This is a genomic window from Acanthopleuribacter pedis, from assembly GCF_017377855.1.
In the GTDB taxonomy this organism is placed as follows: Bacteria; Acidobacteriota; Holophagae; order Acanthopleuribacterales; family Acanthopleuribacteraceae; genus Acanthopleuribacter; species Acanthopleuribacter pedis.
Genome location: NZ_JAFREP010000019.1, coordinates 214,234 through 230,064 on the forward strand (window position 1 = coordinate 214,234; position 15,831 = coordinate 230,064).

General features: G+C 57.4%; 12 protein-coding genes and 1 tRNA gene. 11 read left to right on the forward strand and 2 right to left on the reverse strand.

Translation table 11 applies throughout. The features are described from left to right. Positions 1 to 175: 175 nt before the first annotated feature. Positions 176 to 829 (reverse strand): hypothetical protein, encoded by a 654-nt coding sequence (locus tag J3U88_RS20255; protein WP_207860775.1) that lies wholly within the window; start codon positions 827 to 829, stop codon positions 176 to 178. A 373-nt stretch (positions 830 to 1,202) separates the two neighbouring features. On the opposite strand from J3U88_RS20255, the gene J3U88_RS20260 reads away from it, so the two are divergent. The 9 genes from J3U88_RS20260 to J3U88_RS20300 all read left to right on the forward strand — a co-directional run bounded on the left by J3U88_RS20260 (position 1,203) and on the right by J3U88_RS20300 (position 12,438). Beyond that, positions 1,203 to 1,796, forward strand: coding sequence for an ECF-type sigma factor (locus J3U88_RS20260; protein ID WP_207860778.1), 594 nt, complete (start codon positions 1,203 to 1,205; stop codon positions 1,794 to 1,796). Between the two features lie 10 nt (positions 1,797 to 1,806). Beyond that, on the forward strand, positions 1,807 to 3,027 hold the full coding sequence (locus tag J3U88_RS20265; protein ID WP_207860779.1) for a serine/threonine-protein kinase: 1,221 nt from the start codon (positions 1,807 to 1,809) through the stop codon (positions 3,025 to 3,027). 186 nt (positions 3,028 to 3,213) lie between these two features. Then, positions 3,214 to 5,289, forward strand: a complete 2,076-nt coding sequence (locus J3U88_RS20270) for a flavin monoamine oxidase family protein (RefSeq protein ID WP_207860781.1) — start codon at positions 3,214 to 3,216, stop codon at positions 5,287 to 5,289. A gap of 123 nt (positions 5,290 to 5,412) precedes the next feature. Further along, positions 5,413 to 6,105, forward strand: coding sequence for a response regulator transcription factor (locus J3U88_RS20275; RefSeq protein WP_207860783.1), 693 nt, complete (start codon positions 5,413 to 5,415; stop codon positions 6,103 to 6,105). Next, positions 6,102 to 7,406 carry an ATP-binding protein gene (locus J3U88_RS20280; RefSeq protein ID WP_207860785.1) on the forward strand — a complete coding sequence of 435 codons (1,305 nt, stop codon included), beginning with the start codon at positions 6,102 to 6,104 and terminating at the stop codon, positions 7,404 to 7,406. The genes J3U88_RS20275 and J3U88_RS20280 overlap by 4 nt, the downstream gene beginning before the upstream one ends. A gap of 329 nt (positions 7,407 to 7,735) precedes the next feature. Then, positions 7,736 to 7,810 (forward strand) — tRNA-Asn (locus tag J3U88_RS20285). Between the two features lie 594 nt (positions 7,811 to 8,404). Then, positions 8,405 to 9,910 (forward strand): SPFH domain-containing protein, encoded by a 1,506-nt coding sequence (locus J3U88_RS20290; RefSeq protein ID WP_207860787.1) that lies wholly within the window; start codon positions 8,405 to 8,407, stop codon positions 9,908 to 9,910. A 541-nt stretch (positions 9,911 to 10,451) separates the two neighbouring features. Beyond that, positions 10,452 to 11,387, forward strand: coding sequence for an AraC family transcriptional regulator (locus J3U88_RS20295; RefSeq protein ID WP_207860788.1), 936 nt, complete (start codon positions 10,452 to 10,454; stop codon positions 11,385 to 11,387). Between the two features lie 709 nt (positions 11,388 to 12,096). Continuing rightward, positions 12,097 to 12,438: an MJ0042-type zinc finger domain-containing protein gene (locus J3U88_RS20300; protein ID WP_207860789.1), complete on the forward strand. Its 342-nt coding sequence runs from the start codon at positions 12,097 to 12,099 to the stop codon at positions 12,436 to 12,438. Between the two features lie 166 nt (positions 12,439 to 12,604). Here the strand turns inward: J3U88_RS20300 and J3U88_RS20305 are convergent, their stop codons facing one another. Beyond that, positions 12,605 to 13,234, reverse strand: coding sequence for a protein-L-isoaspartate(D-aspartate) O-methyltransferase (locus J3U88_RS20305; RefSeq protein ID WP_243436054.1), 630 nt, complete (start codon positions 13,232 to 13,234; stop codon positions 12,605 to 12,607). A 399-nt stretch (positions 13,235 to 13,633) separates the two neighbouring features. Between J3U88_RS20305 and J3U88_RS20310 the strand changes: the two genes are divergently transcribed. Beyond that, on the forward strand, positions 13,634 to 14,413 hold the full coding sequence (locus J3U88_RS20310; RefSeq protein WP_207860790.1) for a sporulation protein: 780 nt from the start codon (positions 13,634 to 13,636) through the stop codon (positions 14,411 to 14,413). Between the two features lie 617 nt (positions 14,414 to 15,030). After that, positions 15,031 to 15,810, forward strand: coding sequence for a queuosine precursor transporter (locus J3U88_RS20315; RefSeq protein ID WP_423842070.1), 780 nt, complete (start codon positions 15,031 to 15,033; stop codon positions 15,808 to 15,810). Positions 15,811 to 15,831: the final 21 nt, after the last annotated feature.

Consider the following 15,831-nt stretch of genomic DNA (forward strand, 5'->3'; position numbering starts at 1 on the left):
TCGGCCGCGGGACGGTGCGAATTCCCACGTCGCCATGGGTTCCCTTAAGCGAGCGGCAGCGCAAGCGAGCTGGGTTGGCGTAGCACGGCAGGCGCCGGCCCAAACCCGCGCCGTGAACGCAAAAAAGCGGCCGTATAACCGGCCGCTTGGATAGAAGGATTAGGTATGGTGGGGATTATTTGTCTTGGGCAATCACATCGCCGTCGCCGAACACGAACATTTCTTGGTCGTGGACATCAAAGGCGTAGCTGTCGCCGGGGCCGAGGCTGATTTCGTTGGCGATCATTTCGCCTTCGCCCCATTTTTCAACCAAAACGTAGTTTTGAACTTGATCGGAATCGTTCACCAACAGTTTGGCACCTTGCTCGCCGGTCAGAAAGTGGGTTTTGCCTTGAGAAGCGTGGTTCAACTGGGTGAGGAAGTCTGCGGCGGCAATGTTTTGTGCGCCGGCCAGATCGGTGTCAACAGCGGCTTTGCGGAAGCAGTTGCCACCGAGGGTGCCGTACTTGGTGGTGCTACCGGAGGTGCCGTCGCCGCAGTAGGTGGTGATGGTCAATTTATAGCTGCCACCGCCAAAACCAAAGCTTTCGGCCGCGATATCGGCGCGGGTGGATTTCCCGGTGTAGGTAACGGTTTTGCCGTTCATGGTGAATTTCCAGTTGTAACGAATCGCACCGGAAACGGGCGAAGTATAGAAAACCGCGCTGCCGTCGGCGCACCAATTATCTTGAACCAAAACAAAGCTGGGTCGGCAAGCGGCAAACGCATAGGAACCCATCAACAGTGCAAAACCGGCGATCAACACTTTTTTAAGAACATTCTGAAACATAACCATACCTCGTGAATAAAGTAGCCGGTTCAACCGGCCGTCACCAAGGAAGTAGGTAGCCACACAAAAAAAGCGGCCGGCAAATTTCAAAAAAAATTCAGGCTCCCCCAACCTATCAATACATATAACGCACCACGAAACTACGGCATCATCCGCGTCGGGAATGCATCAAAAAGGGACGTCCCCACCATCCGCATCCTCAAATCATCCTGCCATCCTGAGAAATAACGAATTCCAAGCCAAGCAAAAACAGAACAAACCCACGATCAACACCATCCAACATACAAGAGTCGACCCAAACCGTTACATCTGTAACTGGCCGCCTGCGCGCCCCCCGCCTTACCATGAATCCATCAGCACAAAGGAGGCGGGCATGACAACCAACCCGGCCGTTAACGGCAACCACCAACCCGACATTACCCACCTGTTGCAGGCATGGCACCAGGGCGACAAAGATGCATTGGACGGGGTGTTCCCCTTGGTTTACGCCGATCTGCGCCGCATGGCGCGCCACTTCCTGCGCGACGGTGCACGGCAAACCCTGCAACCCACCGGGCTGGTTCACGAAATGTACGCCCGTCTGCTCGGCAGCCCCCCGTCCCAATTCGAAAACCGCGCCCACTTCTTCAATGCGGCCCGAATGATTATTCGCCAAATTCTCGTCCAGCAAAGCCGCATGCGCGATTCCATCAAACGGGGCAAAGGCATGCAGCGCCAACCCCTCGAGGACGAAGAAATCCAAGCCGGCGGCGACCTCAACCTCGACACCCTGGTCAGCATCCACCAATGCCTCGAATCCTTCCGCAAGCTGGACGAACGCAAGGCGCGCATCGTGGAACTGCGCTTTTTCCTAGGCCTCGACATTTCCGAAACGGCCGAGGTCCTCAACACCTCGGAGCGCACGGTTCGCCGGGACTGGCAAACAGCGAAAGTCTGGCTCAAACGCAATCTGAAGCAATCTGCATAAGGGATCGATCATGGACCGCACCCACTGGCAACGCCTGAATGAACACATCGCCCTCCTCGACGAAATGGACCCCAGCCGCGGCGACGCCTACCTCAAACGTCTCGCCGAGAACGACCCCACCATGGCGGACGAACTGCGGGCTTTTATCGAAACGGATACCGACGATGTCTCGCAACTCGCGGCAAGTGCCCGCTTCCACGACGATTTGAGCGGTCAAAACATCGCGGGGTATGCCATCGTTCGCCGCCTCGGCGCGGGCGGCATGGGCACGGTGTACCTGGCTGAGGCGGTAGACAACCCCAAACGGCAGGTGGCGGTGAAAGTGCTTTCACTGGCGGCGCCCTCGCCGGAAATTCGCGAACGCTTTGACATCGAACAACGCATCCTGGGCCGGCTGAACCACGACCACATCGCCCAACTCTACGAGGCGGGCCGCCTGATCAACGGCCGCCCTTATTTTGTGATGGAACTGGTGCGCGGCCTGCCGATCACGCAATACTGTGACCTCAACCAATGCAGCCCGGAGGAACGGTTCGACCTGTTCCGTCAAACCTGTGCGGCCGTGGCCCACGCCAACGACCAGGGCATTTTGCACCGCGACATCAAACCCAGCAATGTCTTGGTTTCCCGCCACAACGGGGTCGCCACCGTCAAGGTCATCGACTTCGGCATTGCCAAGGACCTCAACGCGGTGCAAGACTTGACCAGTCATCCTCATTCGCCCGGAACCCAACGCTACATGAGCCCCGAACAAGCGGGCGCGCTAGGTCGCGACGGCCGTCCCGCGCTCCAGGATCACCGCGTTGATGTGTATTCCCTCGGCGTCTTGCTTTATGAACTCTTGCTCGGCGAGCCGCCGCTAAGTTGGTCGCCCGGTACGGCCCCGCTGCAAATTTACAGCGACATTTGTTTTCGCCCCGCGCCCCTCCCCCGCTGGATATGGAAAGGTTTGGACGAGGAGACCCGCGAGCAGCGCGCCGCCGCGCGCGGCCTGACCCCGCGCCAATGGGCCGCCCATCTCGGTGAACCCATCACCTGGGTGGCGATGAAGGCCCTCGCCAAAAACCCGGCGACCCGCTACGCATCGGCTCGCGAGGCGGCCGCGGACGTGGCCCGTTATCAAAACAACCAACGCCTGAACGCCGCCGCGCCCAGCCTGCGCGAGGCCTGCGGCAACCTCATGCGCCGTCACGGTTTGGCCGCTACCTCCCTCTTTTTAGCACGCTCCTAAGCGCCGAAGCGGCAACCTCCCGCCCCACACCGACGGAAAAGCAAAAAAGGACGATCCTCGGCCCGCCACAAACGAACCAGGAAACGTAAGCATTTGTAAGCAATCTTGAGAAAAAGTTAGGGTGAACTTAGGTTTGGAACAAAAGCACGCGACCCTCGCGGCCCTTTCCCCAAACGGAGGTTACCCATGTCATCACGCACTTCTTTTTTTTGGCTCAGCCGACGCCTCAACCGTCTGGTCAGCTTACTCCTCACCCTCCCCCTGCTGACGGCCTGCGCCGCGCCCTTTTTCGCCAAAACACCCCAGGTCTACGACGGCCCCCGCAAAAGTGGGCGCGTGGTGGTCATTGGCGCGGGCATGGCGGGCCTTGCCGCGGCCGACAGCCTTGCCAAAGCCGGCATGCAGGTCACGGTGCTTGAGGCAAGCGACCGCATCGGCGGTCGAATTTATACCAACCGAAACCTGGGTGTGGCGGTCGACCTGGGCGCCTCTTGGATTCACGGTACCACCCGCAACCCGCTGACGGCGCTCGCCGATCAACATCAGGTCACCCGCGTGGCCACCAACGGCGACGACATGGTGCTGCACCATACCGACGGCAGCTTGGTCGCCGACACGGAACTGGTCCAGTCCGAGGCCTACCTGGAACGGGTGCTGGAACGTCTGTACCTGCTGAACCTGACCCAAAGCGAGGACCTCTCCCTGCGCGATGCGATCACGCGGGTCACGGCCGACGACGACCTGACCGCGCGCCAACGCGCCTTATTCGAATACAACCTCGCCGCCAATATCACCGGCTCCACGGCCGAAAATATCGAACGCTTGTCCCTCAAGGCCCTGTTCAATCTGGGCGCGTTTTCCGGGGATGAAGTGATCTTCCCCGACGGCTACCAGCAATTGATTGTACCGCTCGCCGAGGGTCGCGACATTCGCCTCAACCATCGCGTTCAAGAAGTCGCCTACGACGCAAACGGCGTCACGGTGCGCACCCAGCAGGGCGACTTTCAAGCGGACTATGTGCTGGTCACGGTTTCAGTCGGTGTGCTTAAAGCGGGCCACATCACCTTTAGTCCCGCCCTGCCCAGCGACAAGACGGCGGCACTCGAACGGCTGGGCATGGGCGTGCTCAACAAAATCGTCCTTCACTATGACGCCACGACGCCCTGGCCGTTCGAAACGGAAAACGTCTCGGTCATGAACAGCGAAATCTATGGGGAACTCGCCTTTATCAACATGGAAAAACTCACCGGCAGCAAAACCTTGTTGGGTTTCACCTACGGCGACGGCGCGCGTCGCTTGGAACATCGAACCGACAACGCGGTTGTCACCGATATGGTCGCGGCCTTGCGGCGCGGCTACGGTGACGCTTTCCCCATGCCGAAAAACGCTTTGATCACGCGCTGGAACGAAAACCCAAACACCTTGGGTTCCTATTCCTACGCGGCGGTCGGCGGTGGCCGACACGACCGCGAAACCCTGGCTGCTCCGATTGCCGGCCGCGTCTTTTTCGCGGGCGAAGCGACCCACGCGCAATACCCCTCTACCGTACACGGCGCCTACCTGTCCGGCCTGCGCGAGGCACAGCGCATTACCGCGTCGGCCCCCTTGGTGACGGCACGTTGGGTGGTGCCTTGGATCGTCAACAACGACCAGTGGAACAGCCGGGTCGCCCTCTACAATCACCATGACCACGCGGTGTCGGTCACCCTGACGGCGGTGCCCGGCAATAGCGACCTAAACCCGCGGGAACAAACCGTCCAGTTACCCGCGCGCGGTTTGTGGCGCGCCGAAAGCGGCGAACTTTTCGCGGACCTATCCGGTTACAGCCTGACGGTCACCAGTTCCGAACCCGACCTTTTCCCCTCGTTCCTGACCTTCAACCAATTCACGGCATCCGGCGCATCGCCGGCACAAACCATTGCCGCGGCGCAAGAGAACTGGTCTACCCATCTGTTGTTCGGTTACCTGCCGGGACGTGAAAACGCGGCCCTGGTGCTCAATGCACCCAACGCCTCCGGTCCCACCCGGGTGCAACTCACCCTACACGACGCCTCCGGTCCCGGTGAAACGGTGGAACTCACACTCGAGGACAACCGCCCGACGGCCCGTCTGATCCGCGACCTGTTCGCGGGTCCGGTGCCCGCGGATGCGGCGGTGACCGCGGTCGGTGAGGCCCCACTGGCGGGCGTGGGGTTCATCTTCAACAACGCCAACGAACCCTCGATGGTTTTGGCGCAACGCCTCGGCGACTCTTCCTTATAAATGAGCGGTGGGACGCCCACCCCGCGGGGTGGGCCGTTGTTTCACAAAAACCGGGAGCCGATCATGGTTACAATAGGGCAACGAACCGACACAAACCGGCAAAAGCCCAAGGAGCAACCCCATTTGGCTGAATTGGTATTGGTGGAAGACGACGAACGCATGGGCAAACTGCTTTGCTTTTTCCTAGAAGGCAAAGGTTTTAGGGTGCATTGGGAGAAAAACGGCCCGATGGGCGTCAGCGCCATTCAAACGCGCGAACCCGATCTTGTGATTCTCGATTTGATGCTGCCAGGTTTCGACGGCATGGAAGTATGTCGGCGGGTACGACCGGGCTACAGCGGGCCGATCCTGATGCTAACCGCCAGCCAGGCCGACGCCAACGAGGTGGGCGCGCTTAACCTCGGCATCGACGATTACCTAACCAAACCGTTTCGCAAACAAGTGCTTGAAGCACGGCTTCGCGCCCTCTTGCGCCGGGCCGCGGCCACCCCGAACAAAGAACCGGCACCCAGTGATATCGTGGTCGGCGACTTAACGATGGTGGTCGGGCGGCGCGAGGTGACCCTGGCGGGAACACGCCTGAACCTCACCAACGCGGAATACGAATTGCTGTGGTTCCTCGCGAGACGGCCGGGCCAACTGATCACCCGCGAGGAAATCTACGCGGCCCTGATCGGCGCGCAATACCAACATTTTGACCGCGCGGTAGACATGCGCATCTCGGCACTGCGCAAAAAGCTCGACGACACGCGCGCGCCCTACCGCTTTATTAAAACGGTTCGCGGCAAGGGCTATCTGTTCGGCAGCACACCATGATCAACCTGTTCCTGCGCGTGTACGTTGCGATTCTGCTCTCTTTTGTCGGCGCCTGGATCGCCACGGACTGGGCGCTTGAAGAATACTTTGCCGACTTCCTGGAATGGGAGAATCGCATTGTGGCGGGCACCAGCGCGGCGGCATTACATCGCGAAATGGCGATTGCTGATTTTGAACAACGCCGCAAAGCGCTGCAAGAAGCATCCAAAAACCATCTTTATCATGCCGATCTAGAACTGATTAGCGAGATTGAATTCACCCCGGAGGAACTGGCCGAATTGGCGGCCGGCAACCCGGTTTTCTACACGGAAATGGGTTATTTCCGCGACACCTTGGAAATGTTTGTGCCCGATCTGGACCCCGATCATGTGGTTTACCTACGCCTCGGCGATCACTATATGGAACCCTACGTGACCCACCAAGCAACCCTGTTCGGCGCAGTTTTTCTTATTTGCGCGGTGATGCTGTTGCTGATCATCGCCCCCATCGTGTGGCACTTGCGCGCGCTCACCCAAACGGTTCAATCCTTCGGCTTGGGTCAGTTGGGGGCACGTGCCACGGTCGGCGGCCCCAAGGCGGTTGCCGAGCTGGGCACGGCCTTTAACACCATGGCCAACCAACTCCAACAAGCCCGCCTCCACCAAGAGGTGATGACCCACGCGGTTTCCCATGAAGTACGCACCCCACTGGCTCGGCTGCGTTTAAGCCTCGACATGGTCGAGGATTGTCCGATGTCGGAAGAAGTCGCGGCCTTTGTGGCCAACATGCAGGCGGATGTAGACGATTTAGAACATCTCTCCGACGCCTTGCTTAGCTGGGCAAAAACGGCGGCGGCCCAACAGAACCTGGACACGGCGCCGCTCACCCTCCCCGAGGATTGCGCGGACACGATTAACAACCTGGCGATGCTCGAACCCCAGATTCCGATTCTGGTCAAAGCGGCGCCCTCCTTCCAGGCACGCGGCAACGCCACCCTGCTCAACCGAGCGCTCGATAACCTGATTCGCAACGCGCAAAAATACGGCGCACGCCGCATCCAGGTCACCTTCGACCAAAGCGACGGCCGCGTGTTCATGTTGGTGGACGATGACGGACCCGGCATCCCCGAGCCGGAACGAGAACGCCTATTCGCGCCTTTTGCTTGCCTTGACGAAAGCCGTTCCCGTTCGAGTGGCGGCTTCGGATTGGGCATGGCCATCGTCGAAAGGGTGTTTGCCGCCCATCAGGGGAAGGCCCGCATCGAAGACAGCCCTCTTGGCGGCACCCGCATCGCCTGCGACTGGCCAAAAGAGCTTAGCTAAATGAATACAGCCCTATATCACCAACTAGATCATCGCAACGGGTCGCAAATAAGCAAAAACCCAAAACAACATATAAGCACCATAACTCCAGATATATAGATACAAAACCAGTCTCGTCTCAAAAAGTTGGCACCGGCAATGCAAAAGCCTATCCCCGAGATCGAAGCGAGGCCCCCGGGCGGCGTCCTACCGAACCTGTCCGGTTTCCGGTTTGGCCGTCCCGCGGCGGGGTCGCCGACGACCTTCTGTTTCACCCATCTGGATAACTTCCCTTGAGGAAGCTCAGGCTCGTAACCTGATGTGTACCGTAAAAGGGGCTTCATCCGCCCATACAATTAGCTCATTGGTAGAGCAATAGGTTGTTAACCTATGTGAAGAAGGTTCGATTCCTTCATTGTAGACCAACCCGACCTGTCACGTCGATGTTTGGCCGTTCACACCTGCTACCAAGCAATGTGAAACTAAACCTCGGGTGATGGATCGAAACACGGCACGTCGTTTTCGGCGTGCGGCCGAAGCGCGCTCGTTAACCCTGCAAAGCCGTTCCCTGACGGCCCATCGGGGTTAAACCGGCGGGAAGACGCCGCCCTCCGACAACGTCGGGTCCCCTGTGATCCAAGGTGAAACCGCGCCCCGGCGCGGCGACACCGGGAACCGTTTCAGATGCCTTGTGGGTCGAGGCGTAACCGCGCTCCTCCGGCGAACCCACCCTACCCGTCTCCAGCGTCCTAGGTATGGTTGTGACGCGGCGGATAGTCGCCCGGAATTCTCTCAAGGCTTCGGCTTCGTAGCAGAATTTCTTGTGAGAATTACGGGCAATAGTGCATTCGCCGCATGTCGCGGATGAACCTCGCCCCCCGCATCGGCCTCGCGCCGCGAAACCGATCAACGATCCATCGCCCACCCTACTCTATTTATGTAACCCACGATTCCATGCAGTATCCCCCGCGAGCGTTCATCCCGGCATGGGCGAACCCTCGCCGGACCAGGAGGTCCCCATGATTCGAAAAATCACCGTTCACCAAAATCAACTGGTGCTGGTTTTTCGCAACGGCGTATTCAACCGTGTTTTGCAACCAGGCACCCACTTTCTCAATGCTTTGTTCGGCAAGGAAACCTACCGCCTGGTCAATACGGATGAACCCCAGGCAGATTTCAGCGACATGAAATTCCTGTTCCATTCGCCGCTCCTGGAAGATTACCTTGAGGTCGTCAACCTCAAATCCGGGGAACACGCCCTGGTTTGGATCGACGACCGCCTGCACGGCATGTTGAAAGCCGGTCGCTACGGCTTTTGGAAAGCGGCGGGCGAACTGCGCGTCGAACGCTTCACCCCCAACCTGGAACCCTTCACCCACGCGGAACTGGAAACCCTGTTGGCGATGCCGTCGGTGGCGAGTAACTTCGCCGTTTTTGAATTCCCCCTCGAGACCCAAACCATTCTGTACCACAACCGTTTGGTTCGGGATGTGCTGGGTCCCAGCCGTCACGTTTACTGGAGAAACGTGGGGCAATGGGAAATTAAAACCCGAAAAGAAGCGACACCGCTGTCCCAGACCAAGCTGATTGGTGAACCGGCATTGGCCGAGCACCTGGAAAGCATCGACTTGCAGGACAACGAGGCCGCCTTGGTTTGGTTGGACAACCGCTTGCACGACCTGCTCGGCGCGGGCAACCACGCGATGTGGCGCAGCGCGGGCGCGATCCGCTTTGAACGCCTCACGGTTAACCGCGAACCGTTTCGACACAAAGCCTTGGCAACCGTACTGGGTTTACCCAACCACGACGCCTACCTGGAAGTGTTTGAACTCGGCGACGGCGAAAAAGGTCTGCTGACCCGCGACGGTGAAATCGAGGCGGTTTTGGAACCGGGCACCCACATCTACTGGCGTGGCCTGGGCAAACTCGCCATCCAGAACGTGTCGGTTCAAGAACAGGTGCTCGACCTCGTCGGCCAGGAAATGATGACCATCGACAAAGTTAGCTTGCGCATGAACATCATCGTCAGCTACCGAATCGCCGATGTGCTTCAAGCACTGAGCGGCGTCCAGGACATCGCGGGCGCTTTGTACCGCCAAACCCAGCTCATCCTGCGTACGGTTGTCGGCTCGCGAACCTTGGACGAATTGCTCACCGACAAAACCTTGTTCGTCAACGAGTTGGAAGCGGTTCTCAAAACCTGGGCGGCGGAACGCGGCCTGGTGTTGGTTACCGCGGGCATCCGCGACATCATCTTGCCGGGCGAGATGAAAAGTTTGCTGAACCAGGTTACCGAGGCCAAAAAACGCGCCGAGGCGGAATTGATCCGTCGACGCGAGGAAACCGCCTCGGCGCGTAGCCAAGCCAACACCGCGCGCCTGTTCGCCCAGAACCCGACCCTGATGCGCTTGCGCGAACTGGAAGCCGTCGAAACCATCATGGAAGGGAGCGAAAACACCTTCCTGTTCGGCAACGGCGCGGTGCTGGACCAAATCCAAAGTAAATTTTTAATCCCCAACGAATAGCGGGGATTAACCTGCCCCAAAACCGAAGGTGCTAATCCGTCGGTTCGCCTGTTTCACCATTCAGGCGGACCGGCCGGGTTGGCACCTTTTTTTGTTGGTTGCCGCCTTTTTAGGCGCTTTGGAGAAACCAAGCGGTGGACCTAAAAAAACCGTCCGGGCAGGCCAAATAATCGTGCGCGGGTCGTCCGTTTATTCACAGAACAGGGACAAGCCGCAAGGATTATTGAGAATTTGGTGACAAAAACTCACGACCCGACGGCTTTTAATTATTTTTCGCAGGTTAATAGAAAAACTTCGAGACATAACTGGTACACTAGATATTGCTATCCCGTACTTTCAGCCTGGACAAAAATCGAAATATTTCGATTATTTCACTCAATCGATAATTTTTATTTCATATGATCAATTAACTTCTTGGCTCCCCTTTTCGTACCAATTGACGCCTAGGGGCCTCATGCCGTGCTTTTTCTTCGCGACGGGTCGCAGAAAGTGCACGGACCGCCTCCCCTCTTCATTTCAATACATCGCTCAGGAGAAGTTCATGGTCGACATAATGCTCGAAAACTCCGAACCACCCGTGTTCGAGATCAGCATGTTCGAAGACGAACCTTCGCACACCCAAACGATTCGCAACGTCTGCCACTACATCCACAACCATCTGGACCAAGATCTCAACCTGGAGGAATTGGCGAAATTCGCCGGTATTTCTCCATTTCACTTTCACCGTATCTTCAACCGCCTGGTTGGCGAAACGGTAAAAGCCCACATCCGCCGGCTCCGATTGGAAAAAGCGGCCTACAAGCTCAAAACCCGCGAGGCGTCGATATTGGATATCGCGCTGGAAGCGGGTTACGAAACCCACGAAACCTTCACCCGCGCCTTTCGCAAATCTTTTAAACTCAACCCTTCGGCCTATCGCAAGCGCTACCAACTGCGCGATACACCCGAAGATTTCCCCGAACACCTCAAACGATTGATGGACCCCAACCAAATACGGGTGGAACGGGTGCCGGACCTCACCATGGCCTTCATGCGCATGTCGGGCCCTTACACTTTATGTCCCGAGCCGCTACAGCCCAACTCTCCTTGGCGCGTCTTGCAAAAGGCGCTGCATTTAAGGGGTTTGTACCAACCGTCGCCGACCTTCTTAGGCATTTGTTTGGACGATCCCGAAATCACCGAGGCCCATAAAATCCGCTTCGACGCCTGCATCACGGTTCCCCGCGATTGCAGCCTCAAAGAAGACAGTTTCCTACGACTGGGAACCTATGAAGGCGGTTGGTTTGTGGTCGTCCCCCATACCGGTCCCTTCCTGGAGCTCACCCCAACCTATGAGTACATGCTTTACCACTGGTTACCCAGTTCGGACTACAGCATGATCAACCGACCACCGATGGAAATCTACCTCGATCCCTTCGCGGACACGGACGAAAGTCCGATAATCGAGCTCTATTTCCCCATTGATAAGCCGTCCTAGGCATCACGATTTGCGAGGATGGGCGATGATGGTCGCCCGCCTCGCTTTTTACCTGGTTGGGGCCGCTGATTCGGCCGAGGTCTCATTTGCATGGCTTGGTATTCGATATTTCTATTGGCATGGCTTGGTATTCGGTATTTCTATTGGCATGGCTTGGTATTCGGTATTTCTTAGGATGAGAGGATAAGTTTGTGGATGGCGGATTCTATCTCCATCTCTCTTTCACCACTTCCCGACACGGATGGACCCGTCACTTCGAAAAGGCACGGCCGCGGCTGCCCCGCCCAACGGGCATTCAGCGCGACGCCCCCATCCGCGTCGGGTAGCGGTCAAAAAGGGTCGCACCCCCCATCCGCATCCTCACTTCATCCTGCCATCCTTAGAAATACCGAATACCAAGCCATGCCCAAGGAATTAGCCACCTCAAATCATCAAACCAAGTGATGTGCGCGGGCTCACCAAATCAACCGATCCACTATGAAAAATAAGCGAGTCGCGTTAAATTAACCTAAACCATCACTGTCAATAGCGAGCGTATTTAATCCATCAAACGATAACCGACTCGCACAAGATTCTGAGCAATCCGCACGGCAACTTCCGGCTCCCCTACCGTAACCCGCGCTACCGAACCGCGCCTTAGGGTCCCGCGTCGGCGCTTTTTGTCCCGAACGCGGAACACCTGGGCGTGTATCGTCACATGGAGATCGTGATGGCTCAAAAACACAAAATTCCCCTTACCCTGAATTGCCCTACGTGTCACACCAACTACGACATCGAAATGGCGGTGATTCCCCAGGGCGCCAACACGGTGTTGTGCCACGAATGCCACCAATCGTTTGAAGTCAACGTGTTGGAGGGTGTCAACGCCACCATCAACGTCGATCAGGACCACGCGTTTCAGATCAACAAACCCTGCTGTGAAGGGTTTGTGTATGACGCGGAAGGCGTGGATCGCTTGATGCGCGACGGCGTTGTCGACGCCTTTACCGAGGTGCGGCCGCTACGCAGCAAAAACTACGTGCCGGCCAGGCAGCTACAGGAGTTGTGGTGATTGGCTCGCGTTTAACCTAAGAAGCGCTTAAACTCGCGGTGATTTTCGCTAAACCTATGGACTGCAAGGGCCTGTAAAATTGCGCTCCGCACCCCCGGCCCGCTTCTTTCAAGCCATTTTGCGCCACATCTTTAGCGAAAACCCCACGCTTCAGCGCTGCTTGGGTTTAATGGTCGCCGGTTAAGGGGACAAACCGTACCGCCATCATGTTGTGCCGCTGAATTTCGCCATCCCTGGTTTTTTCGACCAGGTGCAGGTATTGCATGCCGCCCTCGGGACCAACCGGAATCACCATGCGACCGCCTGGCTTGAGCTGCGCCAGCAGCGGGCTCGGGATCTCATCGGGGGCGGCGGTAACCATGATCGCGTCGAAGGGGCCGTGTTCGGCCCAACCGAACCAACCGTCGCCGATTTTGAAATGGATATTGGCATAACCCAAATCGTCAAGGGTTTGGCGCGCGCCGCGCGCGAGCGATTCGAGAATTTCTACCGTGTAAACGGTCCCCGCCAGTTTGGCCAGAACAGCGGTTTGGTAGCCGCACCCGGTCCCGACCTCGAGCACCTTGGCGTCGGCACTGATTTTAAGCAATTCGGACATGGCCGCGACCATGTAGGGCTGTGAAATGGTTTGCCCGGAAGGAATCGGCAGCGGGCAGTCGGCATAAGCGAACTGCCGGTACTCGGGGGGAACAAAGGCAACACGCGGCACCGCTAACATGGCCGCCAGGACGCGCTCATCACTGACACCACGACTCTTAATTTGGGATTCCACCATGATTTTATTGGAACGTGTCAAGCAAACCCTTCCCAACGTCGCCTGAAGCAACAGCCCCGCTGCACGCACCCTTCGCGTCTAACAAGGGCCAACCCCCCCGGGGCCTCATCATTCTAACAAAATCCGAACATGACGAAACGGTGTAATTCTCGGAAACAGTCGCCGGACAGGGACGAGACACACCATTGGCGCGGCGGTGACCTTGATCGAAACCCCGGGACAAACGGCCCTTTTCAAACGGTTTCCGCGCCAAAAGCAACGTTCCCCTAGCAGCAGGCGGAATATGCTATCGTGTGAGGTGTTCCGCGTTTTCCAACCTCACCTAGACCCCGAGACCGACCAGCCCGATTTGGGTCCGGCCGCCATGCAGCCCAATGCGTCCGTCCGGGGGCTGATTCCAGAAGCAAAGGTGGTTTGTACATGTCTTTTTTTAAAAAAGTTTTTTCCAAAGTCGGCATTGGTGCTGCCAAGGTCGATACCATCCTGGACCGTGATCTTTATCGAGTAGGCGAACCCATCGACGCCATTGTCAAAATTAAAGGCGGCAGCGTTGAACAACAAATCGACGCGCTCTACTTTTCGATGCACTGCAACTACATCGGAGAGCGCGAGAATTCCGAGGGCGAAGAAGTGGACGTGACCCGAACGGCCACCATCGATCAATTCAAACTGGGCGAATCCATGCTCATCCAGCCGGGCGAAGAAATCGAGCTGGCCGTGGACATGGAAGTTCCGCTGGACGCGCCTTTAACCTTCGGCCGCACCAAGGTATGGCTCAAAACAGGACTCGACATTAAAGCCGCCGTTGATCCCGGTGATCGCGATTACTTCCAAATTCAGCCCGATCACATGCAGGCCAACGTGTTCCAGGCCTTGGAGGATCTTGGTTTCCAAATGCACGAGGCCGAGTGTGAGGAAGCAAGTCGCTGGAACTCGCGCCTGCCCTTCCTGCAGGAGTTCGAGTTTAAGCCAATTTCCGGGCCCTACTACCGTCGCCTCGATGAAATCGAAATCGTGTTTAACCACGGCGGTGATCATCTCGAGGTACTGATGGAAATCGACCGCCGCGCGCGTGGCTTCTCCGGTTTCCTTGCCGAGGCCATGAACCGTGACGAAACCAAAACCCGCTTTACGATCAGCGACGAACATCCCGGCGAAGTACTGGAAATTATCCAACACATTATTGACGACAACATCTAACGAGGATGGTTTGGGGATTCCCTGGCGGGCCTCTGCTTTTGGCGGGGCCCGTATGGGGCATTTCTTTGGCCGGGGATTTGGCTTTGGTTGGTATAGCTTATCTCTCAGGATCGAATGATAGTTAGAAGATGCGGCCCGGCGGAGCAACCCTCTTGAAGCACTTCCCGGAATGGATAAAGCCGTTACTTCGAAATGAGACGGAAAGCCGATGTCGTGATGTTTTCCAGTGCGGTGAGCCCTCAAAAAAACGCTCGTGAATCGAAGCCGGCCGCGGTCAAACCCACCAAAACACAGCCTGCCTGGCAACTTCAGGCATCGGTCCAACGCCGCCGAAGGGTAACCCGCCGATCAACCACCATTTTCCTGAAAACGAAGCGACGGCTTCATCCAATCACGGGGTTCGGCAACAGAGAGCAACCCTGCCCATCCGCCTCCTCTTAATCCTAAAATCCTGCTAAAAAACGAATACCAAGCCAAGCCCAATGCCGGAACCACCCTCCCTACATCCATGTGCTAGGATGAGCGCATCCCCGTTGAGAATACAGAGGTTCCGCTTGAATACCAACGTGCCCGTCCTCACCGCCGAACTCCACGAACGCCGCGAACGCGTGTTTTTGATGTTGGCCGGGATTTTTCTCGGCTCCATGGCCATGCTGAACATTATCGGCATCACCCACTTTATCCATCTCGGCCCACTGGCGCTTGCCGTCGGGGTCCTGCCCTACCCGCTCACCTTCCTGTGCACCGATCTGATCAGTGAACTTTATGGGAAACGCCGCGCCAACTGGTTGGTTTTTGTCGGCTTGGTGGTGAACCTTTTGGTCATCGGCACCCTCTGGCTGGGCCAAGCCATGCCGGAAATCAATGAGGAAGCGCGGCAGCAATGGCTGTCCTGGGCACCGGCGGGAAGTTGGAACCCGCCCCCGTGGCAAACACTGGCTCTGGAGAAACCGGTCCCCCTCCCCAACGGCGCCATGCTCGAAGGCGAAGCCACCTTCTTCTACATGATCTATGCCTGCACGGCCGGCTCCGTGGTCGCCTCCATGTGCGCCTACATGGCCGCCCAATTCTGCGACGTCAGCCTGTTCCACTTTTGGAAAAAACTGACCAAAGGCAAACACCTCTGGCTGCGCAACAACGCCAGCACCCTGGTCAGTCAATTGGTCGACAGCACCATGGTTATCACCATCACCTTTGGTGCCGCCGTTTACCGAGGCGAAAAAGCCTTTGCCGAACTCCTCGTCCTGATCGGCTCCGGTTACCTATTTAAAATGTGCGTCGCCCTGCTGGACACCGGCCCGCTCTACCTCGCCGTGCATTATCTCGGTCGCTACCTGCACATCGATCCCGCCGCCGAGCACAACATTGATCAGGAAGAAACCACCGGGATCACCTGAAGGTCAGCCAAAAACCGAATG

Coding starts and splice junctions, on each gene's coding strand:
- J3U88_RS20255 (WP_207860775.1), bottom strand. CDS start 829: ATGTTTCAGAATGTTCTTAAAAAAGTGTTGATCGCCGGTTTTGCACTG.
- J3U88_RS20260 (WP_207860778.1), top strand. CDS start 1,203: ATGACAACCAACCCGGCCGTTAACGGCAACCACCAACCCGACATTACC.
- J3U88_RS20265 (WP_207860779.1), top strand. CDS start 1,807: ATGGACCGCACCCACTGGCAACGCCTGAATGAACACATCGCCCTCCTC.
- J3U88_RS20270 (WP_207860781.1), top strand. CDS start 3,214: ATGTCATCACGCACTTCTTTTTTTTGGCTCAGCCGACGCCTCAACCGT.
- J3U88_RS20280 (WP_207860785.1), top strand. CDS start 6,102: ATGATCAACCTGTTCCTGCGCGTGTACGTTGCGATTCTGCTCTCTTTT.
- J3U88_RS20290 (WP_207860787.1), top strand. CDS start 8,405: ATGATTCGAAAAATCACCGTTCACCAAAATCAACTGGTGCTGGTTTTT.
- J3U88_RS20295 (WP_207860788.1), top strand. CDS start 10,452: ATGGTCGACATAATGCTCGAAAACTCCGAACCACCCGTGTTCGAGATC.
- J3U88_RS20300 (WP_207860789.1), top strand. CDS start 12,097: ATGGCTCAAAAACACAAAATTCCCCTTACCCTGAATTGCCCTACGTGT.
- J3U88_RS20310 (WP_207860790.1), top strand. CDS start 13,634: ATGTCTTTTTTTAAAAAAGTTTTTTCCAAAGTCGGCATTGGTGCTGCC.
- J3U88_RS20315 (WP_423842070.1), top strand. CDS start 15,031: ATGTTGGCCGGGATTTTTCTCGGCTCCATGGCCATGCTGAACATTATC.